This is a genomic window from Rhodococcus sp. 21391, from assembly GCF_016772255.1.
In the GTDB taxonomy this organism is placed as follows: domain Bacteria; phylum Actinomycetota; class Actinomycetes; order Mycobacteriales; family Mycobacteriaceae; genus Rhodococcus_F; species Rhodococcus_F opacus.
On record NZ_CP063781.1, the window covers coordinates 1,180,008 to 1,206,023 of the forward strand.

19 protein-coding genes and 1 pseudogene are annotated in these 26,016 nt (G+C 68.6%); 8 read left to right on the top strand and 12 right to left on the bottom strand.

The window, feature by feature from the left end:
• Positions 1-20: 20 nt before the first annotated feature.
• The 9 genes and pseudogenes from GO592_RS05555 to GO592_RS05595 form a co-directional block, all read right to left on the bottom strand.
• Positions 21-1,789 (bottom strand): annotated as a pseudogene (locus tag GO592_RS05555) (sulfite reductase subunit alpha).
• On the bottom strand, positions 1,786-7,278 hold the full coding sequence (locus GO592_RS05560) for a glutamate synthase-related protein (protein WP_007300418.1): 5,493 nt from the start codon (positions 7,276-7,278) through the stop codon (positions 1,786-1,788). Before GO592_RS05560 ends, GO592_RS05555 begins: the two are co-directional and overlap by 4 nt.
• A 379-nt stretch (positions 7,279-7,657) precedes the next feature.
• Positions 7,658-8,053 carry a nitroreductase/quinone reductase family protein gene (locus tag GO592_RS05565; protein WP_007300419.1) on the bottom strand — a complete coding sequence of 132 codons (396 nt, stop codon included), beginning with the start codon at positions 8,051-8,053 and terminating at the stop codon, positions 7,658-7,660.
• Between the two features lie 44 nt (positions 8,054-8,097).
• Positions 8,098-9,477 (bottom strand): dicarboxylate/amino acid:cation symporter, encoded by a 1,380-nt coding sequence (locus GO592_RS05570; protein ID WP_007300420.1) that lies wholly within the window; start codon positions 9,475-9,477, stop codon positions 8,098-8,100.
• A 193-nt stretch (positions 9,478-9,670) separates the two neighbouring features.
• Positions 9,671-10,657, bottom strand: coding sequence for an isopenicillin N synthase family dioxygenase (locus tag GO592_RS05575; protein WP_007300421.1), 987 nt, complete (start codon positions 10,655-10,657; stop codon positions 9,671-9,673).
• Between the two features lie 31 nt (positions 10,658-10,688).
• Positions 10,689-10,817: a hypothetical protein gene (locus tag GO592_RS45760; RefSeq protein ID WP_257225936.1), complete on the bottom strand. Its 129-nt coding sequence runs from the start codon at positions 10,815-10,817 to the stop codon at positions 10,689-10,691.
• A 396-nt stretch (positions 10,818-11,213) separates the two neighbouring features.
• Positions 11,214-12,710, bottom strand: a complete 1,497-nt coding sequence (locus GO592_RS05585) for an aldehyde dehydrogenase (RefSeq protein ID WP_172651347.1) — start codon at positions 12,708-12,710, stop codon at positions 11,214-11,216.
• 35 nt (positions 12,711-12,745) lie between these two features.
• Positions 12,746-13,111 carry a cupin domain-containing protein gene (locus GO592_RS05590; RefSeq protein WP_007300424.1) on the bottom strand — a complete coding sequence of 122 codons (366 nt, stop codon included), beginning with the start codon at positions 13,109-13,111 and terminating at the stop codon, positions 12,746-12,748.
• Between the two features lie 8 nt (positions 13,112-13,119).
• Positions 13,120-15,237, bottom strand: coding sequence for an oxidoreductase (locus GO592_RS05595; protein WP_039952812.1), 2,118 nt, complete (start codon positions 15,235-15,237; stop codon positions 13,120-13,122).
• A gap of 387 nt (positions 15,238-15,624) precedes the next feature.
• On the opposite strand from GO592_RS05595, the gene GO592_RS05600 reads away from it, so the two are divergent.
• A complete protein-coding gene (locus GO592_RS05600) occupies positions 15,625-17,166 on the top strand; it encodes an APC family permease (RefSeq protein WP_007300426.1) in 1,542 nt (513 codons plus the stop codon).
• 86 nt (positions 17,167-17,252) lie between these two features.
• Positions 17,253-18,179 (top strand): LysR family transcriptional regulator, encoded by a 927-nt coding sequence (locus GO592_RS05605; protein ID WP_007300427.1) that lies wholly within the window; start codon positions 17,253-17,255, stop codon positions 18,177-18,179.
• Here the strand turns inward: GO592_RS05605 and GO592_RS05610 are convergent.
• Positions 18,176-19,384 (bottom strand): enhanced intracellular survival protein Eis, encoded by a 1,209-nt coding sequence (locus tag GO592_RS05610; RefSeq protein ID WP_007300428.1) that lies wholly within the window; start codon positions 19,382-19,384, stop codon positions 18,176-18,178. The genes GO592_RS05605 and GO592_RS05610 overlap by 4 nt on opposite strands.
• Positions 19,385-19,504: 120 nt before the next feature.
• Between GO592_RS05610 and GO592_RS05615 the strand changes: the two genes are divergently transcribed.
• The gene (locus GO592_RS05615; protein ID WP_039952795.1) at positions 19,505-20,182 is read left to right on the top strand and encodes a hypothetical protein; all 678 of its coding nucleotides are present in this window, start codon (positions 19,505-19,507) and stop codon (positions 20,180-20,182) included.
• On the opposite strand, the gene GO592_RS05620 is transcribed toward GO592_RS05615, so the two are convergent.
• Positions 20,140-21,045, bottom strand: coding sequence for a dienelactone hydrolase family protein (locus tag GO592_RS05620; RefSeq protein WP_007300430.1), 906 nt, complete (start codon positions 21,043-21,045; stop codon positions 20,140-20,142). The genes GO592_RS05615 and GO592_RS05620 overlap by 43 nt on opposite strands.
• Positions 21,046-21,238: 193 nt before the next feature.
• On the opposite strand from GO592_RS05620, the gene GO592_RS05625 reads away from it, so the two are divergent.
• The 5 genes from GO592_RS05625 to GO592_RS05645 are packed head-to-tail and all read left to right on the top strand — an operon-like array spanning position 21,239 to position 25,545.
• Entirely contained in the window at positions 21,239-21,859 is a 621-nt protein-coding gene (locus GO592_RS05625; protein ID WP_007300431.1) for a flavin reductase family protein, read from the top strand.
• Complete coding sequence (locus GO592_RS05630) at positions 21,856-23,316, top strand: 4-hydroxyphenylacetate 3-hydroxylase family protein (protein ID WP_007300432.1); 1,461 nt, start codon at positions 21,856-21,858, stop codon at positions 23,314-23,316. Before GO592_RS05625 ends, GO592_RS05630 begins: the two co-directional genes overlap by 4 nt.
• Positions 23,313-23,726, top strand: coding sequence for a RidA family protein (locus tag GO592_RS05635; protein WP_005254012.1), 414 nt, complete (start codon positions 23,313-23,315; stop codon positions 23,724-23,726). The genes GO592_RS05630 and GO592_RS05635 overlap by 4 nt, the downstream gene beginning before the upstream one ends.
• Positions 23,723-24,394: a DUF1028 domain-containing protein gene (locus tag GO592_RS05640; protein ID WP_007300433.1), complete on the top strand. Its 672-nt coding sequence runs from the start codon at positions 23,723-23,725 to the stop codon at positions 24,392-24,394. The genes GO592_RS05635 and GO592_RS05640 overlap by 4 nt, the downstream gene beginning before the upstream one ends.
• A complete protein-coding gene (locus GO592_RS05645; protein ID WP_007300434.1) occupies positions 24,391-25,545 on the top strand; it encodes a M20 family metallopeptidase in 1,155 nt (384 codons plus the stop codon). The genes GO592_RS05640 and GO592_RS05645 overlap by 4 nt, the downstream gene beginning before the upstream one ends.
• Here GO592_RS05645 and GO592_RS05650 read toward each other — a convergent pair.
• The gene (locus tag GO592_RS05650; protein ID WP_039952813.1) at positions 25,542-25,949 is read right to left on the bottom strand and encodes a VOC family protein; all 408 of its coding nucleotides are present in this window, start codon (positions 25,947-25,949) and stop codon (positions 25,542-25,544) included. The genes GO592_RS05645 and GO592_RS05650 overlap by 4 nt on opposite strands.
• Positions 25,950-26,016 lie beyond the last annotated feature (67 nt).

A 26,016-nucleotide genomic window follows, 5' to 3' on the forward strand; every position in this document is an offset into this window, starting at 1 on the left:
GTGGGTTGCTGCCGACGTGGTCAGTACACGTCGCGCAGGTAGCGCTTTTCCTTCTTGAGCGTGGTCACGTAGTCGGCGGCCTGCTCGGGGGAAAGGGTGCCATGGGTGGCGATGACCTCGTGCAGGGCCCGGTCGACATCCTTCGCCATCCGCGTGGCGTCGCCGCAGACGTAGAAGTGGCCGCCGTCCTCGAGCCAGGCGAACAACTCCGCGCCGTTCTCGACCATCCGGTTCTGCACGTAGATCTTCTCCGCTTGGTCGCGGGAGAAGGCGAGGTCGAGGCGGGTGAGGAGACCGCTGTCGCTCATCGCGCCGATCTCGTCCTCGTAGATGTAGTCCGACGCGCGGTGCTGGTCGCCGAAGAACAGCCAGTTGCGTCCCGACGCGCCCCGCGCCTGCCGTTCCTGCAGGAACGCGCGGAACGGCGCGATGCCGGTGCCGGGGCCGACCATGATCATCGGTGCGTCGTCGTTCGCGGGGACGCGGAACGACTTGTTCTTCGACACGAAGATCCCGCCGCTGCCGCCGTCGGCGATCCGATCGGCGAGGAACGTGGAGCACACGCCGCCGCGGTCGCGTCCGGCCGAGCTGTGGCGGACGCTGGCGACGGTCAGGTGCACGCTGCCGGGGTTGGCGAGCGGGCTGGACGAGATGGAATACGCCCTGTGCTGCAACGGCTTCAGCAGCCCGACGAACTCGTCCGCGGTCAGGGTCACCGACGGTTCGAGGAGCAGCAGGTCGAGCACGTCCTTGCCCCACAACCAGGCGTCGAGGGCTTCCTTGTCGCCGTGCCGCAGCACGTGGCTCAGTTCTTCGTCGCCCGCCCGCTTCTCGATCTCGTCGATGATTCGTGGCTCGGCGTGGAGATCTCGTAGCCGTGCAGCAGGAGATCGCTGAACGGCCGCTCCTTGCCGGTGACAGCGGCATCCGCCGGGATGCCCAGCCGGGACACCAGAGCGTCGACGAGCGCGGGATCGTTGATCGGCATCACACCGAGCGCGTCACCGGCCTCGTACTCGAGACCGCTGTCGGCGAGCGCGAACTCGTAGTGCCGGATCTCCTTCGCGGACGTGTCGCTCGACAGTCGACGGTTCACGGAGAGCGTGGACGCGTAGGGGTTCTTGCGGTTCCACTGCGACCGCTTGCGGGCCGGCTTCGTCTCGGGCTCGGCGACATCGGCGACGGGGGACTCGCCGCGAATGCCCTCGACGGCCGCGAACAGGGGGAGGGTCTCGGCGACCCACGCGGCGGCCGTGTCCTCGTAGTCGACGTCGCAGTCGACGCGCGGAGTGACGCGACGGGCACCGAGCTGCTCGAGCCGGGTGTCGATCATCTTGCCGGCCTGGCAGTACCCGTCGTAGCCGGTGTCGCCGAGCGCGAGCACGGCGAAGTCGGTGTTCTCCAGTCGTGGCGCGGCCTCCGCGGACAGTGCCTGCCAGAACAGCTCGGCGTTGTCCGGCATCTCACCCTCACCGTAGGTGGAGGTGACGACGAGGACGCGGTGCATGGCGGCGAGGGCCTCCGTGTCGACGTCGTCGAGGGCGCTCACGACCGGCGCGAAGCCCTGTGAACGTGCCGCGGCCGCGGCGTCCTCCGCAACACCCTCGGCGTTCCCGGTCTGGCTGCCGTACAGCACGTGCATGGCGGGCAACTGCCCACCGTCCGCCGCGGCAGGCGCGTCGGAGCCGCCGACGACCAGACGCGAGCTCATGCCGGCGAGGAAGCCGGTGAGCCAGACGCGCTGGTCCTCGCTGAACGGGGCGTCCTGGGGGATGTAGGGCATCTTCATGAGGGGACCACGTCTCTCGTGGGGATCAGATCGGGGAGAGCGTGCTGCGCGAACAGCTCCTCGAAACCGGGCAGCCGGCCGATCTTGTCGACGTTCTTCGCATCCTGGTGCAGGATCCAGCCGTACGTGCCGGGGGCGTCGATGGACCGCACGTTGCGGCGGCGCAGCGCATCCTTGTAGTCGGCGAGACGCTTGGCCGCCACCATCACGGCCAGGTCCTCGTCGCTGTAGTCCTTCAACGCTTCCCGCGCGTACCGCTGCAACCGCTGCATGAGGAAGAAGTCCTCGGTGAGCAGCAGGTTGCGGACGGCCTTGTCGACCGCCGGATCGGACGGATCCGCGACACCCGGCAGCTTGGACAGCGCCATCTCCTGCGCCGCATTCAGCACGGTGTAGTTGTTCAGCAGCGCGAACATGGCCTCGGTGTCGGCCTCGCCATAGCCGGGCACGGCGCCGTCCAGCACCGCGTGACCGTCCCGGTAGTCCAGCTTGAACTTGCGCACCTGGTGCGCGACCAGCGCGGCGGCGAGTTCGTCGGCCAGGTCCTTGCGGGGCTTGGCGTTCAGGATCTCGTCGCTGTCCTGGTACTGCAGCAGCGCGCGCGGCATGCCGTACACGAAGTGGTGCTGTTCGGTCTCCCAGTTCTCGAGCAACCATGCCGCTTTGGCGGACCCGGTGGCCTCGAGGTGCCACCCGAGCAGCACGTGCACGGCCTGACGGTGCAGCGCCGCGTGCTCGTCGTCGCCGGTGATGGAGCCGAGCAGGATCGAGTCCGCGCTGGCCTTGCCGGGCAGCTTGCCCTCGGGGTCGTACTGGTAGACGAAGCCACCGCTCATGCCGTTGCCGACGCCCTTGCCGAAGCCGCCGAGGTTGAGGACGGCGCCGTTGGTCATGTACTCGCAGGCGAAGTCGCCGACGCCCTCGACCACCGCGGTGGCACCCGAATTGCGGACGGCGAAACGGTCACCCGCCTGGCCCTCGACGAACGTGCGCCCACCGGTGGCGCCGAACAGTGCGAAGTTGCCGATCAGCACGTTGCCGCCGTGCAGGTCGGAGCCGCCACCGGGCGAGCGCACGACGATGCTGCCGCCGTTGGCGCCCTTGCCGACGCCGTCGTTGGCGGTGCCGGTGTGGACGAGGGTCATGCCGTCGTTGCAGAACGCACCGTACGACAGGCCCGCGGACCCGGACGTGGCGATCCGGACGCTGCCCTCGCGCAGATAGCCGCGGCCGCGCTCGTCGCGGAGCACGGCGGGCAGCTCGACATCGGTGAGCTCGTGGTTCAGCATCCGCTCGATGTCGACCGCCAGCTGGGCGCCGACGCTCTTGTTGCGGTTGCTCAGGTGCACCCCGTCGCCGAGCTCGACCGTGGCCTCGCCCTGCTCGATCAGCGCGGCGCGCAGCTGCACGAGCCAGCCGTCGTCGAGGGTGTAGTCCTTCTCCAGGTACACCGGGTCACCGATGGTCACTTCCTCGACCACGGCGAGCATCGCGCGCAGGTCGAGCTGGCCGACGCTCGACGGGTGGTCGAGGAGCTGCAGCAGATCCGAGCGGCCCCGCGCCTCGCGCAACGAGGACATTCCCAGCTCGGCCAGCACCTCGCGGGTCTCGTGCGCGATGTTCAGCAGGTACTGCGCCATCGCCCGCGGATCACCGTCGAACAGCTCGGGATTGGTGGTCAGACCAGCCGGGCACTTGACGTTGCAGTTCTTGGCCATGACGCACTTGAGCATCATCAGCGCGGTGGTGCCGAACTCGAAGCTGTCGGCGCCGAGCAGCGCCGACTTCACCACGTCGCTCGCCGTCTGGTGCGCGCCGGAGCACCGCAGCAGCACCTTCTGCCGCAACCCGTTGGCGCACAACGCCTGATGGACCTCGGCGACACCGATCTCCGCCGAACGTCCGGCGTACTTGAGGCTGGTCACCGCGGCGGCACCGGTGCCGCCGGTGTTCCCCGCCACGTTGATGACGTCGGCGCCGGCCTTCGCGACACCCACCGCGATGGTGCCGATGCCCTCCGAGGACACGAGCTTGACGATGACGCGGACCCGGGCCGCCTTGCAGTCGTGGATCAGCTGCGCGAGGTCCTCGATGGAGTACGTGTCGTGATGCGGTGGGGGAGAGACGAGTTCGACACCGGGGGTGCCGCCACGCGCGGCCGCGATCTCGACGGTCACCTTGGGTGCGGGCAGCTGCCCGCCCTCGCCGGGCTTGGCCCCCTGCGCGATCTTGATCTCGAGTTCCTCGAGCATCGGGTCGGCCAGGTACCCGGCCCACACACCGAAGCGGCCGGACGCGAACTGCTTGATCTTGGAACCGCGGATGGTGCCGTAGCGGGAGATGTGCTCGCCGCCCTCACCGCTGTTCGACATGCCGCCGGCCATGTTGGTGCCGTGCGCGACGGCCTCGTGCGCGTTGGAGTTCAACGCGCCGTGGCTCATGGCGCCGGACGTGAGGAACGGGGTGATGTCGCTGGCCTTCTGCACCTTCTCGATCGGCAGGCTCGCCGGAGCGGTGCGCAGCAGCGACAGACATCGCAGCGCCTCACCCGACGTGCGCACGACAAGAGCGTCGCCGTCCACGCTGTGCTCGCGGAGGTCGTCGCCGAACCGCATCGCCAGCGATTCGCCGAGCGCCGCCAGCACACGGGCCTCACCCGCGTGGGGGCCGGTGAGCCGGAGCCGGAACCGGTCCTCGCCGACGGCCTCGGATTCGAGTCCGCGCACCGCGAAGCTGTTGTTGCCCTTGCGGGAGAAGCGGCCCATCTGCTTGCGGAACTCGGCTGCCGTGGTGAGGAACGTGACGTCGGCAGGCAGATCCAGCACGTCCCGCAACGCTGCGGGACGACGGGTGCGCTCCTCCGCCATCGTCCGCGCGAAGGCGCGGTAGCCGGGGGTGATCTCGAAGCGGTCGATCGCCTCGGGGGTCAGCTTCTGGAAGCCGGCGTTGCGGTAGGCGTCGTCGTCGAGACCGAACGCGTCCTCGAGCCGGTTCAGCGGCAGCAGTCGCAGCGATTCCGTGTGGTCCTGCGTGCCCGCCGTGTCGAACGAGATGGGCTCCTCGGTGAGGTCGACGAAGCCGCGCACGGCCGCCGTGCCGTACGAGTGACCCGCGCCCTCCGCGCGCTCCTTGAACAGGCCGAGCAGCGGGACGTCCTTCTCTCCGGTGACCGTCAGGGCGCGCTGGTGCCAGTCCGCGACGGCCTGCGCGATGACGGTGAACCCGACACCACCCACCGGCGTCTTCACGTTCGCGAAGTAGCGGCGCAGCACCCGGTCGTCGGTGTCGAGGTAGTTGGGTTCGAAGAACTCGCCGCCGATGTAGCTTTCGGCGGTGCACAGGCCGACCCGGCCCATCGTCTTCATCAGCGACTTCTCGGCGGCCTTCGCGAACCGCTTGAACGCCACATCCGCCTCGTCGGCGAACTTCTCCTCGGCCCGCAGGCGGACGGCGAGCGGGTAGATCGCGGCGGCGCCGAAACCGAGGGCAGCGGCCACGTGGTGCGACGACGAGATCTGACCGCTCTCGGCGACGACGGACACCCGCAGGCGCAGGCCCTCCTCGATCAGCCGCTGGTTGACAGCGGAGATCGCCACGATCATCGGCAGCGCGGCGCGGTCGGTGGCCACGTGACGGTCGGTGACGATCGCGATGCCGCCCTGCTCGCGGGCGAACGCCTCCACCTCGTCGCAGAGCCCGTCGACCGCGGCCTCGAGTGCGGCCGCGTTGGCGGCGGAGTCACCGTGGACGGGGGTGTACAGCATCGGGAATCGCTGCACCGGCGTCTCGGACTGCTTGCGGATCCGCAGCATGTCCATGTGGGTGAGGATCGGCGACGGCACCACGATCTGCGGCGCCGACTGCGCCCCGCTGTTCGGCTTGGCGCCCAGCGCGACGCGCAGCGTCATGCCGTCGGCCTCGCGGATGCTGTCGAGCGACGGGTTCGTGACCTGAGCGAAACGCTGCGAGAAATACTTGGCCACCCCGCCTTCCTGATCGGAGAGCGCGTTGATGGCGTTGCCGTAGCCCATCGCGGAGATCTTCTCCTGACCCGACGCGAGCATCGGGTCCATCATGAACTTGAAGCTTTCCTGGTTGTGCGAGTACGCGACGTAGCGCTGGGTGCGCTCGAGGTCGCCGTTGTAGCGCAACGGTCCCGGCTCGGCCTCGACCTCGGGCAGCGCCTCGATGGTCCGGCGAGCCTCGGCGACGAGCGTCGGGTAGTCGTTCCGGGAGGCGAGCAGCTCGAGTGCCTCGTCGGTCGAGTACGAGCGGCCCTCGCGGTGGTCGAAGTACAGCATGCCGCCGGCCTCGATGCGTCCGCGATGCAGGACGGTGTCGGGGTCGAAGTCGATCTGCCCGGCCTCGGACGTGACGCACAGGTACTCGTCCGTCTCCACCGAGCGCAGCGGACGCAGTCCGAGCCGGTCGAGGCGGGCGCCGACGACGGTGCCGTCACCGAAGATCAGCGCCGCCGGGCCGTCGTTCTTCTCCTCGTACAGCGAGAAGTACTCGAGCATCGCCCGCACCTCGGGCGACAGGGTGGAGTCGTTCTCCCACGCCGGCGGCATCATCGACACCACTGCGGTCACCAGGTCGAGTCCGTCCTCCACGACACGGCTCTGCAGCGTCTGGTCCAGGCGGCAACTGTCGGACTGGCCGTGCGGGCGGACGATCTCCCGGTTACGGGCACGAGCGAGCGCCGTCTCGGACAGGCGGTTCTTCTTGTCCGTGTTGAGCTCGCCGTTGTGCGCCATCAGACGGAACGGCTGCGCCATCGTCGGGTGCGGGTCGGTGTTCGTCGAGAACCGGGTGTGGAAGTACAGGGTGTGGATGGCATGCGCCGGGTCCACCAGGTCCTGGAAGTAGGGCATCACCTCGTTCGAGTTGAGGCGGCCCTTGAGCACCTGGGTGCGGGCGCTGAGCGACAGCGGGTACAGCCCGGCCAGATCCGGCTGGGTGTACGCGACGGCCTCGATCGCGAGCAGGGCGTCGTGGATGCGACGGTCGAACTGGGTCTCGTCGGCGCACGCGTCGGGCGCGGTGAACACCCACTGCCGGATCGGCAGCTGGTGCCGGATCGCGGCGGGCCGGAGCACGGTCGCGTCGACGGGCACGTCGCGCTCGAGCAGCACCCGGAAACCCTGATCGGCGAGAGCCCGCTCGATGACGGCCTCCGCGTCGCCGTGGAACGCCACGTCGGTGGGGAGGAAGAAGTTGCCGACACCGAACCGGCCGGCCTCGAGATCGTCCTGACCGGTCAGAGAGCGGAAGAACGGCACCGACAGGTCGACGCAGACACCGGCGCCGTCGCCGACACCCTCGGCCGACATGCCACCACGGTGAGGAACAGCACACAGGGCCTCATGGCCCCGGGTGAGGACGTCATGGGTCTGAATGCCGTCCTTGCGGGTGACGAAGCCCACGCCGCAGCTGCTCTTGTCGAGCGTCCTGTCGTACAGGCCGGACTCGGTGGCACTCGTGTTCAACCGACTGTCTCCTCGCGATACTCGCCGAATTATGGGGCCGTGCTGGGCGCACGGGTGGCGTCGGCGAGAGGATCACGGCAGAGAACCGGCCCCGAACCGATACGCCGGTGAGGCAGACGTCGTTGTCTGAGGTGCGGAACTTTCGCAGGTCCGCGCGAAATCGCAGATTAGCCGAGGCTAAGTCCCTACTGCAAGCTGCTCGATCCGCAGCCGCCGAGCGGTAGCAAATCCGCGCCGGGCGTGCAGCCGAACGCCGAGTTGCGAACATCACACCTGGCCAGGCCGCTGGGCCCCGCTCGTAGATGCACGGACATTGGTCAGATGCCGACGCTTTTGCGGGTGCGGATGACTATTCCGTGGGCGTGTGCGGGGCCTGACCTCAGTCGGTGAGATCGATGCGGACGGTCAGCAGGTCGGTGCCGACGGCCCGGACGGCGACGCTGTTCATCCGGGGAAGCTGCGCCAGCCGGGCGCGGGCGTCGTCGTCGGGCAGCAGCGTCGCGGTGCCCGTATGCCACGTGCCGTGGATCCGCAGGCGAACGGCATTGTTCGCGCGGATGTTGCGGATGTAATTCGACCGCTCACCGAACTCGGACACCAGCCAGAATTCGGTGCCCTGTCGCCGGCCACCGATGGGCGTGACGCGGGGCTGTCCGCTGACGCGGCCGGTGGTCTCGAGGAGTGTCTGGCTCGACAGTCGCGTGGAGAGCGGGTTGGCGACGTGCCGCTGGAATTGCATGACGATCCGTCGTTTGATCGCGTCGAGGTCGGCCATGACGAGAGCCTTCCACGTGGGGAAGGCTCTCGTCGAGCGTTTCGCTACTTCGCTGCGACCGGTTCGTCGTCCTGGAACGGGTCGCCGGTCCGTTCGGCGTTGTAGCGGGCTTCGTCGAGGATGCCTTCCCGCTTCGCGACGATCGTCGGGACGAGAGCCTGGCCGGTGACGTTGACCGCGGTGCGGCCCATGTCGACGATCGGTTCGACGGCGAGCAGCAGGCCCACCCCGGCGAGGGGCAGTCCCAGCGTCGACAGCGTGAGCGTGAGCATGACCGTCGCGCCGGTGGTGCCCGCGGTGGCCGCGGATCCGATCACGGAGACCACGATGATCAGCAGGTAGTCGGTGAACGACAAAGGCACACCGTAGAACTCGGCGACGAAGATCGCGGCGATCGCGGGATAGATGGCAGCGCAGCCGTCCATCTTGGTGGTCGACCCGAGCGGCACCGCGAACGACGCGTACTCGCGGGGGACACCGAGATTGCGTTCGGTGACACGCTCGGTGAGGGGCAGGGTGCCGATCGACGAACGGGACACGAAGCCGAGCTGCGTCGCGGGCCAGACGCCGGAGTAGAAGGCGCGCACCGACAGTCCGTGCGCGCGGATCAGGACGGGGTAGACGACGAGAAACACGACGGCCAGGCCGATGTAGACGGCGGCGGTGAACCAGCCGAGCGAGCCGATGGCGTCCCAGCCGTAGGTGGCGACGGCGTTCGCGATCAGCGCGGCGGTCCCGATCGGTGCGAGGCGGATGATCCACCACAGCACCTTCTGCACGATCGCGAGGAGTGACGCGTTGAACTGCAGGAACGGTTCGGCCTTGGCCCCGACCTTCAGTGCGGCGATGCCGATCGCGGCCGCGACGACGAGCAGCTGCAGCACGTTGAAACTCAGCGACGTGCTGGCGGCGCCCTCGGTGAGGGTGGTCTTGGCGTTCAGGCCGAGGAAGTTGCTGGGCACGAGGCCGGTGACGAACGCCCACCACGACCCGGTCGTGGCCGGTTCCTTGCCGGCGCCGGTGACGGTCGTGTGCGATCCGGGCTGGGTGACGAGTCCGATGACGATTCCGATGACGACGGCGATGAACGCGGTGATCGCGAACCACAGCAGCGTCTGCACGGCGAGGCGCGCGGCGTTGGCCACCTCACGCAGGTTGGCGATCGAACTGACGATGGCCGTGAACACCAACGGGATCACCGCGACGGTAAGCAGTTTCACGTAGCTGGAGCCGATGGTATGGACGGTTCCGACGAGCCAGTTCTCGTTGCCGTCGGCGGCGACGGGCATGGCGCGGGCGACGAGTCCGAGGATGACGCCGACGACGAGTCCGGTGATGATCTGGGGGCCGAACGAGGTGGCCCACTGGGGTAGCCGGCGTCGAGAGGTGGTCTCGGCGCGCGTGGACAGCGCGGGACTGGGCATGGGTGTGCCTTTCGCATGGGGGCCGTGGAACGTCGCCCGGTGGGGCGGATACGGCGAGAGAGAGAGTCCTGAGTGGAGAGGTGCGTCAGCGCGAGCGCGGACAGATTGCGCTCGCCTGCAGGCGGAGGTCGACGTAGCGCCGAGAGGTCAGGAACAACACTGCGGGAACAATACTCCCGGCGGCGGCGCGCGTTTACTCCGGTTCCGCCTCGCCGGGATACCAGCGGGCGTAGACGTCGGGGTGCGCGCGGGTGCGGCTCTTCCACGCGTTCTCGCCGTACGTGCGATAGAGCGGATTCGCCGGGTCGAGTTCGATGCCGCGGGCACGTTCGGCCAGGTGCGGCGGCAGCTCGATGGTCGGGACCGTGGCGTCGAGAGCGGGATTGAGGAAGTACGGCACCGACAGTCGCTCGGGTGCACCGGCCGGGGTGAGCACCCGGTGCCGGGTGGCCCTGAGGTACCCGCCGGTCGCGACCTCGAGCAGTTCGCCGATGTTGACCACGAACGAGCCGGCGCGGGCCGGTGCGTCGATCCAGTCGCCGTCCTCGGTCTCGACCTGGAGTCCCGACGAGCCGGGTTCGAGGAGCAGCAACGTCAGTACACCCGAATCCTTGTGGGCGCCGACGCCCTGCTCGCCGGTGTGGTCGGCGCTCGGCCGTTCCGGGTAGCGGACGACCTTGATCAGCGTGGCGGGGGCGTGCGCGAAGGCGTCGTCGAAGATCGCCGGATCGGCGTCGAGTGAAGCGGCCCAGTGCCGCAGGAGCCGCATCCCGACGTCGGTGAGCGCGGCGTCCAAGGCCTCGATCGTCTTCTCGAGGTCGGGGAGGTCCGCGGGCCATTGATTGGGACCCTGCAGTCTCAGGTAGCCGTCGGCGTCGGGGATCGGTTGCCGTTCGGGGCCGATGTCGATCTGTTCCCGCCAGTCGGTCTCGCCGTTGGTCAGTTCACCGCCCACCCGGTTGTAGCCACGGAAGTGGGGGCTGTTCAGCATCGCGATCGACTGCTTGGAGTCCTCGGGCAGGGCGAAGAACTCCCGGGCGACGGTGAATACCCGATCGAGCAGCTCCCGGTCGACGCCGTGCCCGTCGAGGTAGAAGAACCCCACGTGATGGGTGATCTCCCGCAGCCGTTCCCGCCCGGCCGGTGTGTCCAGTTCGGCGAAATCGATGACGGGGAGCATTCCTCCACGGTATCCCCGGGTGGTCGCAATGTCAGGTGTCCCGGCGGCGCTCGAGCAGCACGCTGTCGTGCCAGACACCGTCGATCTGCGCGAGGCGTTGCCGCACCCAGACCGTCCGGTAGCCGACCGCGTGGTGCAGTGCGATGGACCCGGTGTTCACGGCCAGCACCGACGCGCCGCGAGGACACGGGGGACAGGGCCGCCCACCCGGCGACCGTCCCGTCCACCTCGGCCACCCACCGGTGCCCGTCCAGCCAGCGCGCGTCCGTGGCGATGCCCTCCGAATAGATGCGAAGCACCGACCCCCAGTCCCTCGCATCGAGCCTGCGTACGGTGATCGGCGGCATCGTAGAAGTATCGCCATGAAGTGCTGTGACACAACGTAATCGAGGATCGAGTTCCGAAGGAACGAGGGAAAACATGGCGCCAGCCTAGCGGCTCGACGTGCCCACGTGGGGTGCCACGTTTCGGGGCGAATGTACCTTCGGGCGCCTCGGCAGCGCCGACGGGTACATTCGCCCGGCGAGGTCGGGAGCTCAACACGGTGTCGTGACGCTCACTGTCGTAGCCGGATCCACGTCGTCTTCAGTCCGGTGTACTTGTCCAACGCGTGTAGGGAGAGGTCACGGCCGAACCCGGACTGTTTGAACCCGCCGAACGGGGTCTGCGCGCTGATGGCGTCGACGGTGTTGACGGAGACGGTTCCCGCCCGCAGTGCCGCGGAGACGCGGTGCGCCCGGTTCAGGTTCTCGGTCCACACCGAGGCGGCCAGCCCGTAGATGCTGTCGTTGCCCATCCGGACGGCGTCGGCCTCGTCGGTGAACGTCTGGACGGTGAGGACGGGTCCGAACACCTCCTGGGTCACCACCTCGGCCGTGGGTGCGACGTTCGCGAAGATCGTCGGTTCGACGAAGGATCCGCGGCCGTCGACGGTGGTCCTGTTGCCGCCCAGCAACACCCGTCCGTCGGACCGGGCGCGGTCGATGAACCCCGCCACGGTGCGAGCGTGGTTCTCGTCGACGATCGCGCCCAGCGTGGAGGCGGGATCGAGCGGATTGCCGGGGCGGATCGACGACGCCCGGCGGACGAGGGCCTCGGTCACCTGTTCGGCCACCGACTCCTCGACCAGCAACCGGGAGTTGGCCGAGCACACCGCACCCTGGTTGTAGAACGCACCGAAGACGGCTTTCTCCACCGCTTCGTCGAGGTCGGCGTCCGCGAAGACCAGGTTGGGACTCTTGCCTCCGCATTCGAGCCAGACCTGCTTCAGATTCGAGTCCGCCGCATACCGGAGTAACCGTTTCCCGGTCTCGGTCGAGCCGGTGAAGGCGACGACGTCGACGTCGGGATGCAGGCCCAGCGCCGCCCCGGCGGTGGCGCCGAGCCCCGGGACGACACCCAGGACGCCATCGGGCAGCCCCGCCTCGGCGGCGAGCTCGGCCAGCCGCAGCACCGACAGCGGAGCCTGCTCGGCGGGTTTGAGGACGACACTGTTGCCGGCCGCGAGGGCCGGCGCCAGCTTCCACACCGCGAGGTCGAGGGGGAAGTTCCACGGGACCACCGCCCCGACGACCCCGAGGGGTTCACGGGAGACGAGCGCGAGAGTCCCGGGATCGGTGGGCGCGATCTCCCCGCCGATCTTGTCGAGGGCCTCGGCGTAGAACCTGAAAAGCTCGGCGGCCGAGGGGACGTCGACGGTCAGCGCCTCCACCACGAGCTTGCCCATGTCGAGGGAGTCGAGCAGGGCGAGCTCGTGCCGGTGTTCGAGGATCAGCTCGGCGAGCCGGAGCAGGACCCGCTTGCGTTGGGACGCCGGGCTCCGCGACCAGACGCCCGAGTCGAACGCCTCGCGCGCAGACCGCACCGCGGCGTCGACGTCCGGGGCGTCCGCGGCGGCCACCCGTGCCAGCAGTTCACCGGTGGCCGGGTTGATCGAGTCGAACGTCTCGTCCGACTTGGCGGGACGGAACGCGCCGTCGATGAAAAGCTCCCGGCGCGGCGTGATCGTCGCGGCGAGCCGGGTCCAGTCGGCGAGTGTGGTCGGATCAGGCATCGTCATCCCTCGGGCTCGAAAGTGGTGGTGTGCGATCAGGGAACATAGATGGCGAACTGTTTGAGCAGGGGCTCGTCGACGCGGTACTCGCCGCGCCACCCCTTGGTCAGGGTGAACGCGTCGCCGGGTCCGAAGGTGTGTGCGACGCCGTCGTCCGCTGTCAACGTCACCGAACCCTCCAGCACCCGGGTGTATTCGTCGCCCGGGTACGACTCGATGTACTCGCGATACGGCTCCGCACGCCACGAGCCGATGGTGAACTTCTCGTCCCCGCTGCTCAGGTGGACCATTTCGTGTTCCTTCGGATCGCCTGCCCGGAGCGTGTCCGCGGTGACGTAGGCGCTGGGTGTCATCGCCGCGATGTTCCGGGCGTCGGTCGGGATCGGGTGCACTGCGGTCATGGTGTTCCTCAGTTCTGTGCGGTGGAGAGCGGGGCGACGGAGAATTTCTCGACGGGTTCGATGGACAGTCCGGTGACTTCGCGTCGGAAGGCGACCGGACCCGGGGCGGGTGGTTCGTCCAGTTCCTCGGCGTATCGGTGCCCGGACCAGACCGCCGCCGCGATGGTGGACGGCGCCCAGGCGTCACCGATGCCGCGGACACTGCGCAGGTCGGCGTCGGCCCATTCGGATTCGCGGGACTGCAGTTCGTGGAACAACCCGTCGTACGGGAGTCGGGCGGTGACGAGGACGACGCTGTCCGCGTCGACGAACTGCTCGTCGCCGGTGAATGCGCACACGGTGCGGACGCCCTGGGGGGTGACCGCGGTGACGGCGCGGTTGACCTGAACGTGCACGCCGGCCTTGATGATTCGCTTGCGGATTCGGACCACTTCCATGGTGTTCGTCGTCCACTGCGACACGTGCGCGGCCGGGGTGATCAGGGTGACGTCGAATCCCTCCTTCGCGAGGAGTTCGGCGACGACCGCGCCGAGGTAGTAGTGGTCGTCGTCGAAGAGCACGACCTTGTTGCCCCGGGGGCGGAGCCCCGCCATCACGTCGTCGGGGGTCAGGACGTCGGCGTGCTCGTCGACGGGGACGGCGTGGGTGTGCCACCGGCCGACGCCGTCGCGGCGCCAGTGCGAGCCCGTGGCGACGACCACGTGATGGAAGTCGTTATCGATGACGTCGTCGGCGGTCATCTCGCTCTCCATGAACACGTCCACGTTGGGGAGCTTGCGGAGTTGCTGTTCGCGGTAGTCGACCACGCGGATCCACGCGGACAGTCCGGGAAGCTTGGACTCGCGGGTCACGCGGCCGCCGAGTTGCCTGCTCGCCTCGGCGAGGCTGACGTGGTAGCCGCGTTGCCCGAGCGCGCGCGCCGCCTCGAGTCCGGCGGGGCCGGCGCCGACCACGAGGACGTTCGAGTCGGTCGAGCGGACCTTGATCCGCTCCGGGTGCCAGCCGCGCCGGAACTCCTCGCCCATCGTCGGGTTCTGGGTGCAGCGGATCGGGGACATCGTGAAGTCACCGGACACGCAGATGTTGCAACCGATGCACTCCCGGATGTCCTCGAGGTTCCCCTCCTCGATCTTGCGGGGAAGGTACGGGTCGGCGATCGAAGGGCGGGCCGCCCCGATGAAGTCCAGGATGCCGCTCTTGACCTGGTGCAGCATCGTGTCGGGCGAGGTGAAGCGGCCGACGCCGACGACGGGTTTCGTGGTGAGTTGCTTCAGCCCGCGGACATACGGTTCCTGCTCCGCCTCGGGACCGAACCGCGAGGTGACGGAGTCGTCCTCCCAACTGCCCAGCACGAAGTCCCACAGATCGGGGGTCTCGCCGAGCAGGCCGATCACGTCCTCGATCTCGCTGCGGGTGATTCCTTCGTCGCCGAGGAGTTCGTCGACCGAGATGCGGCACGCCACGGCGGCCTTCCCGTCGGCGACCTCACGCGAATCCTCGAGGATCTCGCGGAGCAGGCGAACCCGGTTGGTCAGGCTGCCGCCGTACTCGTCCGACCGGTTGTTGTAGCGGCGGGACAGGAAGTGGTGCAAGCCGCCGATCGCGTGCCCGGCGTAGACGTAGACGATGTCGTATTCGGCCTTCAGCGACCGGCGGACCGCCTCCTTGTGCCAGTGCCGGAGGTCGGCGATGTCCGACTTGGTCATCGCCCTGGCCTGGACGGGGTCGTAGTTCCAGGAGACGACGGGCAGATTCTGCGGGCCGAGCGGGGTCTCGCGACTGATCAGGTTGGGACTGTTCAGGCCGTTGTGGGCGAGCTCGATGCCTGCGAGGGAGCCGCCCTCGTGAATCTTCTCGGAGATCCGGGTCAGGGCAGGCAGGTCCTGGTCGTCCCACAGGCGCAGCTCGATGAACGGGCCGATGTCCGAGGTGGGGTGGATCTCGACCTGCTCGGTGCAGACGACGGCCCAGCCGCCCTCGGCCTTGACGCGCCGCATGTGCGCCTCCCCGGAGGGGTCGCGGTAGCCCATGCCGTTGCAGTGCGGGACTTGGAAGAATCTGTTGCGGGCGGTGACCGGTCCGATCTTGACCGGTTCGAAAAGGATGTCGTATCGCGGATCACGCACGGTGGGTTCCTCACGCTGTTCGGTTCGTGCAGTGCCAGAATCGTCGGTCCGCGCGACCACAACAGTCAACAGGATCTTTCCGTGCCACTGCATCAGTTTTTCAGATGCCCTCGTGGTGGCGTCGGCATCTGGAGAACTGATGCAGTACCCCGGATCTTTGTGCTGTACAGATTTACTGGGTGCGGACGAGAGTAGTGACCGGCATCACTGCAACGAGAGAGACGCCATGACCACAGATTCGACCGCAGCCGCTGAGACAGGGTGCATCTTCGGCGCCGCCGACATGGTCGAGGGGCGGACCGTCTACCGCGCCGACTGAAAACCGGCCGACTGAAAACCGGCAGCGCGCAAGCACATTCCCATCGGCTCCAGCAACGAGGTATATCGATGAGCGACAACACCCCCACCGCCCTGGCGGACGAACAGACGCAACATCTCCAGAAGTCACTCGGCCGTTTCGACATCGTCTTCCTCATCGTCGCGGCGGTGGTGTCGGTCGAGGTTCTCGGTCAGGTCTCCACCTTCGGCGCGGAGACATTCACCTGGGCACTGGTTCTCGCGGTGTTCTTCCTGCTGCCGTACGGCCTCATCTTCGCCGAGATCGGCAGCACGTTCACCGGCGAGGGCGGTGTGTACGTGTGGGTCCGGAGAGCGTTCGGCCGGCCCCTCGCCGCCCTCGCATCGCTGCTGACGTGGGTGACCCAGCCCGTGTGGGTCGGCGGGTCCATGGCGTTCATCGCCGCGGAGACCTGGAACCACTACGTCACCGCGTTCGAGGAAGGATCGGTGACGGACTACCTGTTCAAACTCGTCTTCATCTGGCTGACGGTGCTCGCGGCCGTCGTGAGTCTGGCTCGCGGCAAATGGATTCCGACGGTCGGCGCGTTCCTCAAGATCGTCTTCCTGCTCTTCTTCCTCGTCACCACCGGCATCTACGCCGCGAAGAACGGATTCGCCGGCATCTCGGCGGGTGACTTCAGCCCCACCCTGACCGGGCTCCTCGGCGTGACGCCGCTGCTGCTGTTCTCCTACCTCGGGTTCGAATCCGGAAACAGCGCCGCCGGGGAGATGAAGAATCCCGCCCGCGACGTCCCGATCTCGATCGCCCGCGCCTGCGCCATCGCCGCCGCGTCCTACCTGCTGCCGATCTTCGCCATCCTGCTCGTCGTCCCCGCCGACGACATCACCGGTGTCGGCGGACTTCTCGAGGCGGTCGCGACCGTGTACAGCGTCTACGGTCCCGCCGCACCCGCCATGCTCACCGTGACCGCGGTGATCTTCGCGGTCATCCTGATGACCCAGGGCGCGGCGTGGATGATCATCAGCGACCGCATGCAGGCCATGGCCGCGGCCGACGGCGCGTTCTTCGGCGGGTTCTTCGGCCGCTTCCACCCGCGTCTCGGAACGCCGGTGCGCGTCAACTTCCTGTCCGGACTCGTCGCCACCGTCTTCATGATCGCGGCCATGCAGATCACCGGCTCCGGCGGTTCCATCTTCGCGGTCGTGCTCACCATCTCGATCTCGACGTTCCTGCTCAGCTACCTGATCGTCATCCCCTCGGCGGTCCGCCTGCGCACACGATTCCCGGACGTCGTGCGGCCCTTCCGGGTTCCCACCGCAAACGCGGGCTTCCGCGTGCTCGGCATCCTCTGCTTCGCATGGGTGCTGCTCGGCTCCTGGGTGGCCGTCTTCCCCGGAACCCTGGAATCGGTGTTCGGCCTGGACTACGACTTCGAGGAGATCTGGGGAGTGAGCCAGGGGACGTTCGAACTGTTCACCCTCGGGACGCTGGCCGTGCTCGCGCTCCTCGGCGCCGTCGGATACGTGCGCGGCACATCCGTGCGGTCCGCGAGTGGCCCGCGCCCCACCCGGGAAGACGGCCCCGGATCGCAGCCGGATCCCGACCTCGTGAACGCCGACGTCCGCTGACGGTGTCGCGTCCGCCGCGTGTGTCGTGGGTGGCTCCCCGGTCGGAGACCTGCAATCCTGGTGGCCTCAGATCCCGAGGAGAGCGCATGCAACGACGACCCGACGTGACGTTCACCCAACTGAGGTATTTCGTCGAGGCCGCGAACTTCTCCAGCATGACGAAGGCCGCCGACGAACTGATGGTCGCGCAGTCGGCGGTCTCCTCGGCGGTCTCCCAACTCGAGCATCAGATCGGTACCCAGCTCTTCATCCGGCAACGGTCCCGCGGACTGGTCCTCACCGCTGCGGGGGAGGAGATGCTCCGCGACACCCGCAGCGTCCTCGCCCACCTCGGTGAGGTTCTCGACGCGGCGCGCGGCCACGAGGACAACGTGCGGGGAACGGTGCGCCTGGCCTGCTTCGTCACCCTCACCCCGTTCATCCTCCCGACACTGATCTCGGACCTGCGCGATCAGCACCCCGACCTGGAGGTCGAGGTCGTCGAGACGCAGGCGGAGGCGGTGCGGGCGGCGCTGCGCAACGGCACCGCGGAACTGGCCCTGACGTACGACCTCGCGCTGGGCGACGACATGGAGACGGAGACGCTCGGCGTGGCCAGGCCGCACGTCATCCTTCCGCCGGACCACCGGATGGCCGGCCACGACGCGATCACCCTCGCCGACCTCGAGGGCGAACCCATGGTGTTGCTGGACCTGCCGAGCAGCCGCGACTACTTCCTGGCGATGCTGTCGGCGGCGGGGGTCACGCCGGTGGTCCGGTACCGGTCCGCAAGCTACGAAACCGTGCGCGGACTCGTCGCCCGCGGGCACGGCTTCTCGATCCTCAACCAGCGGCCCGCCGAGGGCCGGACCTACGACGGCGGACGCGTCGCGACGCTGCCCATCGCCGACGACGTTCCCGGCCTCCCCGTGGTGCTCGCCCGGCTGAAGGGTGTGCGGAGCACGGCGCGGGCCCGGGCCGTCGCCGAACGGGCGCGCGCCGTGTTCGCGAAACAGGCGGGTTCGGCCCGCTAGAACGGCCACCCCATCTGGGCGTCGCGGTCGGCGCCGAAGGCGTGATCGAAGCGTTCGAGGACGTCAGGGTCCGCGGCCTGCAGCCGGTTCGCGGCCGCGAAGGTGCGTGCCCGGTGGGCGCCGAGATACAGGCTGCCCAGCACGTCCAGGTCGAGCACCACCTGCGGGGCGGAGTCGGTCGGGGTGCACATCGCGGTGCCGTCTCGCACGGTCAGCGCGAACCGCCCGCCGGCGTCCAAGAATCCGTCGTCGACCTGGATCACGATGTCGAAGTCTGTTCGGTACCTGCGGGCCTCGAGTGCGGCGGGCACGTTCATGATCCGGACCCACAGCTCGTCGTGGCGCGAGGTGGTGCGCACCAGCCGGCCGTCGGTCAGCAGATACGGCAGCGGGTCCTCGGGGGTGAGGTGCGCTTCGATGCGGCGCACGAGGTCCAGGCCGAGCAAGGCCCGCCACAGCGCGGCGTGCGCGTCCCGCGTGACCGTGCGGATCTCCTCCACCCGGGCGACGGTTCCGTTGTCGGCGGACACGCGACGGTAGAGCACGTAACCGTCGTCGTGCACGAGCCCGAACAGGCTTGTGCCGCCGCCGCGCTCGCTCTCGCGGTCGGCGAAGATCCGATTCCACACGATCTCGGGCCGCACCTGCGCCCCCGGGGTCACCCGTTGCCAGCGGTCGTAGACGTCGGTGAACGCGGCCCGGGCCTCCGCGGGATGGACCATCCGCACACCACCCGGGTCCGGTGCCTTCGGATGCGGCACGGCGAATCGGCGGTCGATGCTCGACGTGGTCTCGATGGTCGCGGGTCCGTACCCGAAGCGTCCGTAGATCCCGCCCTCACTGGCAGTGAGGAGTGACAGCGGGACCCCCGACGTCCGGATGCGGTCGTGATGTTCGGTGTAGAGCGCGCGCAGGAGGCCGCGGCGTCGATGGGTGGGCGCGACCGTCACCGCGGTGACACCCGCCGCGGGAACGCCTTCGCCACCCGGAACGGTGACTGTCATGGGGATGTCCATGGTGGCGCCGACCACCGAGTCCTCGACGAGCGCGATGATCGGCGGCGCGCCGCTGACGAGTTGCTTCCAGTGGGCGGTGAACTCCTCGGTCTGCGGCGTCACGAAGCAGATCTCGTTGAGCAGGGTGATCTTCGGCCAGTCCTGTTCGGTCGCCGTTCTGATCGTGATGCCGGCGGTGGTCGTCGTCATGTCCCGACATTGGCACACCCCACGTGGACTCGCAGCCGAATTTCGGCTCCGACCTTGACCCGGTGCGTGTCTTCGGAGAGTCTGAGACCTTGCCGACCGGTCAGGGGGGGTGACGTCACGGTGTCGAGTGACCACACCTCGTCCGCACCTCGCCGAACGCTCCGGTTGCGCCGGGAGTCCTGGGGATTCGTCATCGGCTCCTTCCTGTTCGGGCTGGCGGCCACGCGGGTGTACGGGCACGCGGTCGGCCCCGAGATCGACAACATCACCTACTTCGTCGGGTCGCTGTTCTTCACCACCGCCGGATTCATCCAGTTGCGGCTCAGCGGGAGGCCGGTGCCCGGGGAGGAATCCGCGACGGTCGAACGCTACGACTGGTGGGCGGCGCTGATCCAGTTCGTCGGCACCCTGCTGTTCAACGTGAGTACCGGGGTCGTGCTGATCCAGAGCCTCACCGTCGAACAGGACCGGGTGTGGGGGTGGAGTCCCGACCTCTTCGGGTCGACGGCGTTCCTCGTCGCCAGCGGTCTGGCGGTGGTGGCCACCACCGAAACCGACAAGCTGTGGGATCCGCATGCCCGCAACTGGCGCAGCACCTGGCTGAACATGGTCGGGTCGGTGGCGTTCGGGGTGTCCGCGGTCGGCGCGTACATCGTGCCCGGCACCGACGCGCTGAAGAACGCGACGATCGCCGATCTGGGCACGTTCGTGGGCGCCGTCTGCTTCCTCGTGGCCGCACTGCTGATGCGCCCGCCTCACCCCAGGTATTCGCCGAACCAGGCGAGGACACGTTCGTAGGCCTCGGCTGCCGCGGTCGCGTTGTAGCGGGGCCCGGTGTCGTTGAAGAACGCGTGATCGGCACCCGGAACCGTGACGATCTCGTGCGGTAGCCCCGCCTTCGCGAGTGCGGCGGCCGCGGCGTCGCGGGACGCGTTCACCCGGGCGTCCAATTCCGCGTAAATGGCGAGGACCGCGGCATTCGACCCGGAGAAGTCGGCGCCCTCGGGCAGGGGACCGTAGAAGGGGACCGCCGCCGCCAGCCGCGGTTCGCCGGACGCGAGAAGTCGCCACACCATCCCGCCGCCGAAGCAGAACCCCACCGCCGCGATCTTCTCGTCCGGCACCCGACGCCCGAGTTCGTCGATCCCGGCCTTCATGTCGGCGACGAAGCGTGCCGGCGGCACGGTGGCCAGCGCGGCGGTGGCCTGCGCCTGATCGGTGAACGTCGCGGTCCCGCCCTCTTCCGAAAGCAGGTCGAGGGCGAGGGCGGAGTAGCCGGCACCCGCGAATCGGCCTGCCACCGAACGAACGTGGTCGGTCAGGCCCTTGTTCTCGTGTATGACGAGGACCGTTCCGCGGGGCGAGGCCGCGTCGGCCCACGCGCCCTGCAGGACCCGGCCGTCCGGGCCGGGGAACGTGACCGCTTCGGTCCCGACGGCCTCGGCCGCTCCCGGTGGCGGCGGCGTCGCTCCGCCGGGTGTCACCGGCGCCGAGGTCGGCGACTCGTCGCTGTCGGTGGCGCACGCGGCGAGCAGCGAGGACGCCGCCGCCACGCCGAGGCCGATGAGTCCGAGTCTTCGCAACGCCTCCCGGCGGGACAGCAGCCCGTCGGCATGGTCGATCGCGATCTCTTCGGCGATATAGCGCTGCAGTGGCGTCATGATCGTCCCCGTCCACATCGGCTGATGTAGGGAATTATCCCTGGTCGAAGCCGTGATCGGCATCGGTTCCCACTTCATCACTTTTCCTTATGCAGTGCGCCACTTATCTGTGTTGTACAGATTTCGCCGGGCACCTCAAGATTGGTGCAACGGCACGAACTCCTCGCTCACCGCACACAGAAAGGAGCCCGTCATGCCGATCGCTGACCGTCACGCAGCCGTCGAAACGACGGCCCGAACATCGGTGGCCGCACCGATGCCGGACAGCTCGACCGTCAACTTCGTCGCGGCCATGGGCGCCGTCGCCACCGGAGTCACAGTCGTCGCGACCGACGGCCCCGGCGGGCGCGCCGCGCAGACCGTGAGCGCGATGTGCTCCGTCTCGGCAGACCCGGCGCTGGTACTGGTCTGCCTGCACGGACGAAGCCCGGTCAACGACGCGATCTCCGAGAACGGCGTCTTCTGCGTCAATGTGCTTGCCACCCAGCACGATCACGTCGCCGACACCTTCGCCGGCCGCCCCTGGCCCGGCAAGCAGCGGTGGGACTTCACCTGCGGGCACTGGACCGTGGCCGAATCCGGCTCACCCCGCGTCCACGACGCGATCGCGTCGTTCGACTGCTCCGTCCACGACGTCATCGAGGCCGGCACCCACCGCGTCTACATCGGGCGCGTCGCCGCCGTGGAGGCACACCCCGGCCAACCGCTCGTGTACGCCTCCCACACCTACAGCAAGCCCGCAGCATTCGAACCTTCCACCTTCCCCGACTACCCGGACGCACACCCCGCGCCGAGGACCAGGAGCACGAAATGATCCGCACCGGAGACGAATACAGGGAGTCCATCAAGGACGGCCGCGAGGTCTGGGTCGACGGGGAGCGCGTCAAGGACGTGGCCAACCATCCCATGTTCAAGCCGATCGTCGACGTGCGGGCACGCATCTACGACCTCGCACACGACGAGGCCACGCAGGACGCGATGACCTACGTCGATCCCGAATCCGGCGAACGCAACGCCATCGCCAACAAGCTTCCCCGCACGCAGCAGGACTGGCTCGACAAGCGCGCCGCCGTCGACCTGGTACTCGAGGACACCCGGGGCGTGGTCACCCGCGTCGGTGACGAGACCATCGGTGAGATGTGGTCGCTGTTCGACGGCCAGGACGTCCTCAACGAGGTGGACCCGCGATTCTCGGAGAACATCCGCCGCCACCTGGACCGGTCGGTCCGGGAGGACCCGTTCCACGTGTCGGCGAACACCGACCCCAAGGGCGACCGGTCCAAGGCGCCGCAGGATCAGGACCCCGACATGCTCCTGCACGTCGTGAAGGAGACCGACAACGGCATCGTCGTGCGCGGCGCGAAGTACGAGACCGCCGCCGCCTACTCCAACCAGGCGTTCACCAAACCCACCATCGCCAACTGGGGCAACAGCGAACTGTCCGACTACGCCGTCGGATTCGTGCTCGACATGGGTGCGCCGGGGCTGAAGTACATCTCCCGCAACGGGTTCGCCGGCCGTGCGCCGTCCGCCGACTACCCGCTCGCCAACCGCGTCGACGAGATCGAGTCCCTCGTCGTGTTCGACAACGTCGAGATCCCCTGGGAAGACGTGCTGTTCTACCGGCACACCCGGGCGGCCACGTTCATCCGCTCCACCCTGCACCGCTACAGCGCATTCCCGTTCGTGCAACGCACCCTGCACCTCGCCGATCTGATGATCGGATCCGCACTCTGGAACGTCAAGCAGAGCGGGCTCGAGAAGCAGCAGGCGGTGCAGGAGAAGCTCGCTCAGCTCGCCTGCTACCGGGAGACGATCAACGCCCACCTCACCGCGGCCATCTCCCTCGCCGAGCCCAGCCCCGGCGGCCTGCTCATGCCCAACCAGTCCCTGCTCTACACCGGCCGGGTGACGGCGCTCAGCCAGCTGCCCGCGATGATGCACATCGCGCGCGAGCTGTGCGGCGGCCAGATCTGCATCACCCCGGACGCCGCCACGTTCGCCGACCCCGACGTCGCGCCGTGGCTGGAGAAGTTCTACTCCATCAACGACAACTGGGTGGCCGACGACCGTCGCAAGCTCCTCGCGTTCGCCCGCGACCTGCTCAACAGCGATTACGCGGGACATCGCCTGACGTTCCAGCTCTTCGCCCAGTCGCCGCCTTTCGCGCAGCTCGCCGCCGTCTACCGCAACTTCGACTTCGACGGTCCGCTCGGGCTGGTCAAGGCCGCAGCGGGACTGTCGGACAACGTCGACGGAGGTGCGGCATGACCACCCACACCCGCATCCGCCCGTTCAACACCCGCGACACGTACCCGGAACAGAACCTCGACAACGACCTCGCCCAGGCCGTCGTCGCCGGCGGAGTCGTGTATCTCCGCGGGCAGATCGGACAGGACCTCGACACCCGGGAGTCGGTGGGAATCGGCGACGTCGAGGCCCAGGCCGAGAAGGCGATGGCGAACATCGCGATGCTGCTGAAGGAATCGGGCAGCCGGCTGGAGGACGTCGTCAAGGTCACCATCTACCTGGTGGACGTCCGGTACCGCGAGACCGTCTACCGAGTGGTCGGACGCTGGCTGAAGGGCGTGCACCCGGTGTCCACCGGCATCGTCGTCGACGCCCTCGCCCGGCCCGAATGGCTCGTCGAGATCGACGCGACGGCCGTGATCAGCTCATGACGTTCTCACTCGTCGCCCGTGATCCCGGGGGCGCGTTCGGGATGGTCGTCTGCTCCTCGAGCCCCGCCGTGGCCGCACGCTGCCTGCACGTGCGGTCCGGGGTCGGCGTCGTCGCCTCCCAGAACGTGACCAACCCGCAGCTGGGGCCGATCGGTCTCGACGCACTCGCCTCTAGTGCGAACGCGGAGACCGCACTGAAAACCGCACTCGCGCAGGAGAAATTCCCGGACTACCGCCAGGTCGTCATCGTCGATGCGGACGGCGGCACCGCGGTGCACTCGGGCGCGCAGACGCTGGGCATCCACAGCAGCGCGCAGGGCAACGGCGCCGCCGTCGCCGGCAACATGCTCCGCGACGAAGGCGTCATCCGGTCGCTGCTGTTCGGCTACGTGTCGAGTACCGCCCCGACGTTCGAGGGCAGACTGCTCGACGGACTCACCGCGGCCGTCACCGCGGGCGGGGAGGCGGGGCCCGTGCACTCGGCGGGAGTCCAGGTGGTCGAGGACGTGCCCTGGCCCGTCACCGATCTGCGCGTCGACTGGCACGACGACCCGGTCGGCGAACTGCGCCGGCTGTGGACGGTGTGGGAACCGCAGAAGCGGGACTACTGGGTGCGCGGTGTCGACCCGACGGCCGCCCCGTCCTACGGCGTGCCGGGGGACCTGTGAGCGCCGACGCCGCGGTTCGTGACGGAGCCAGGAGGGCGGAAGACCGGATCCTGGCTCTGTCGCACGACCTCCACGCCCACCCCGAGGTCGCGTGGGAGGAGGAACGCTCGTGCGTCCGGGTGGCCGGGGTGCTGTCGGACGCCGGTTTCACGGTCGAGCAGCAGTACGTCGGACTGCCCACCGCGTTCCGCGCACACGTCGGCTCCGGACCGCTGCACCTCGCGGTCTGCGCGGAATACGACGCGCTCCCCGGGCTCGGACACGCGTGCGGGCACAACGTCATCTCCGCCATCTCGGTGGGGACGGCGTTGGCCCTCGCCCCGCTGGTCGACGACCTCGGCATCACCCTGTCGGTGCTCGGCACCCCCGCAGAGGAAGGCGGGGGCGGCAAGATCGACATGCTGAAACGCGGTGCGTTCGAGGGCGTCCACGCCGCCGTCATGGCCCACCCCGGCCCGGTCGACGTCGCCCGGGCCGAACCGTACGCGGTGTCCCACAGCCACATCCGGTACGACGGCAAGGCGGCACACGCCGCGGCGTACCCGGAACGCGGCGTCAACGCGGCCGACGCGTTCACGGTGGCACAGGTCGCCATCGGCCTGCTCCGCCAACAGCTTCCGTCGAGCACGCGAGTGCACGGAATGATGACCCGCGGGGGAGAGGCGCCCAACGCCATTCCCCAGCGCACCGAAGGTCGCTGGTACGTGCGCGCGGAGACGCTGGAGGAACTGGCCCGCATCGAGCCCCGGGTGGCCCGCTGCTTCGAGGCCGGCGCCGTCGCAACCGGCTGTGAACTGACCATCGCCCCGGAAAGCGAACCGTACTCGGAGTTCCGCACCGACGAGGCGCTGCTCGCGTCGTACGTCCGGCACGCGGAGGGACTGGGCCGCGTGTTCCGCACCGGCGCGGACTCGCTGATGAACCGGGCCTCCACCGACATGGGCAACGTCTCGCAGGTGATTCCCGCGATCCACCCCTATATCGGAATCGACTCGGCGCCCGCGGTCAACCATCAGGCCGAGTTCGCCGCGGCCAGCGCCGCGCCCGCTGCAGACCGGGCGGCCGTCGACGGCGCGCTGGCCCTCGCCCTGACACTGCTCGACGCCTGCGGCTCCGCCGCCCGTGAGTACTTGTTAACCGCCCAACGTTAAGAAGTACTCACGGGTGGGGCAAAGAATTCGAGCGCGATGTTGTCGGGGTCACGGAACGAGATGCCCGAACCGTAGTGCGCTGTCTTGATGCCCCCGTGCTCGATGCCGAGGGCATCGAGCCGCTCCACCCACCGGGGCAGTGCGTCGGGGGAACACTGGAACGCGATGTGGTCGAGTCCGACCTGCCGTTCGTCGAATCGTGTGGGAGCGACGCCGTCGGGGTGCGTGTGCAGGCCGAAGAGCATGCCGCCGTCGAGCGCGAACACCGTGTGGTGGAAGGTCCCCGATTCCTCGTCCTCGTCGAGGACGGGGGCCGATCCGAACAGTGCGGTGTACCAGGCGGTGCTGGCCGGTAGGTCGGACACGGTGATCGCGACGTGGGTGAGGCCCGGGAAATTGGACATCTGCGACAACTCTCTCTCCGGCGGAACGGTCTCTTTTTTCGACCCTAACGAGCAGGCGCCGCCGGGT

Coding starts and splice junctions, on each gene's coding strand:
- GO592_RS05650 (WP_039952813.1), bottom strand. CDS start 25,949: ATGTCCAATTTCCCGGGCCTCACCCACGTCGCGATCACCGTGTCCGAC.
- GO592_RS05635 (WP_005254012.1), top strand. CDS start 23,313: ATGACCACCCACACCCGCATCCGCCCGTTCAACACCCGCGACACGTAC.
- GO592_RS05620 (WP_007300430.1), bottom strand. CDS start 21,045: ATGACGCCACTGCAGCGCTATATCGCCGAAGAGATCGCGATCGACCAT.
- GO592_RS05605 (WP_007300427.1), top strand. CDS start 17,253: ATGCAACGACGACCCGACGTGACGTTCACCCAACTGAGGTATTTCGTC.
- GO592_RS05630 (WP_007300432.1), top strand. CDS start 21,856: ATGATCCGCACCGGAGACGAATACAGGGAGTCCATCAAGGACGGCCGC.
- GO592_RS05565 (WP_007300419.1), bottom strand. CDS start 8,053: ATGGCCGACCTCGACGCGATCAAACGACGGATCGTCATGCAATTCCAG.
- GO592_RS05575 (WP_007300421.1), bottom strand. CDS start 10,657: ATGCTCCCCGTCATCGATTTCGCCGAACTGGACACACCGGCCGGGCGG.
- GO592_RS05625 (WP_007300431.1), top strand. CDS start 21,239: ATGCCGATCGCTGACCGTCACGCAGCCGTCGAAACGACGGCCCGAACA.
- GO592_RS05640 (WP_007300433.1), top strand. CDS start 23,723: ATGACGTTCTCACTCGTCGCCCGTGATCCCGGGGGCGCGTTCGGGATG.
- GO592_RS05610 (WP_007300428.1), bottom strand. CDS start 19,384: ATGACGACGACCACCGCCGGCATCACGATCAGAACGGCGACCGAACAG.
- GO592_RS05590 (WP_007300424.1), bottom strand. CDS start 13,111: ATGACCGCAGTGCACCCGATCCCGACCGACGCCCGGAACATCGCGGCG.
- GO592_RS05600 (WP_007300426.1), top strand. CDS start 15,625: ATGAGCGACAACACCCCCACCGCCCTGGCGGACGAACAGACGCAACAT.
- GO592_RS05585 (WP_172651347.1), bottom strand. CDS start 12,710: ATGCCTGATCCGACCACACTCGCCGACTGGACCCGGCTCGCCGCGACG.
- GO592_RS05570 (WP_007300420.1), bottom strand. CDS start 9,477: ATGCCCAGTCCCGCGCTGTCCACGCGCGCCGAGACCACCTCTCGACGC.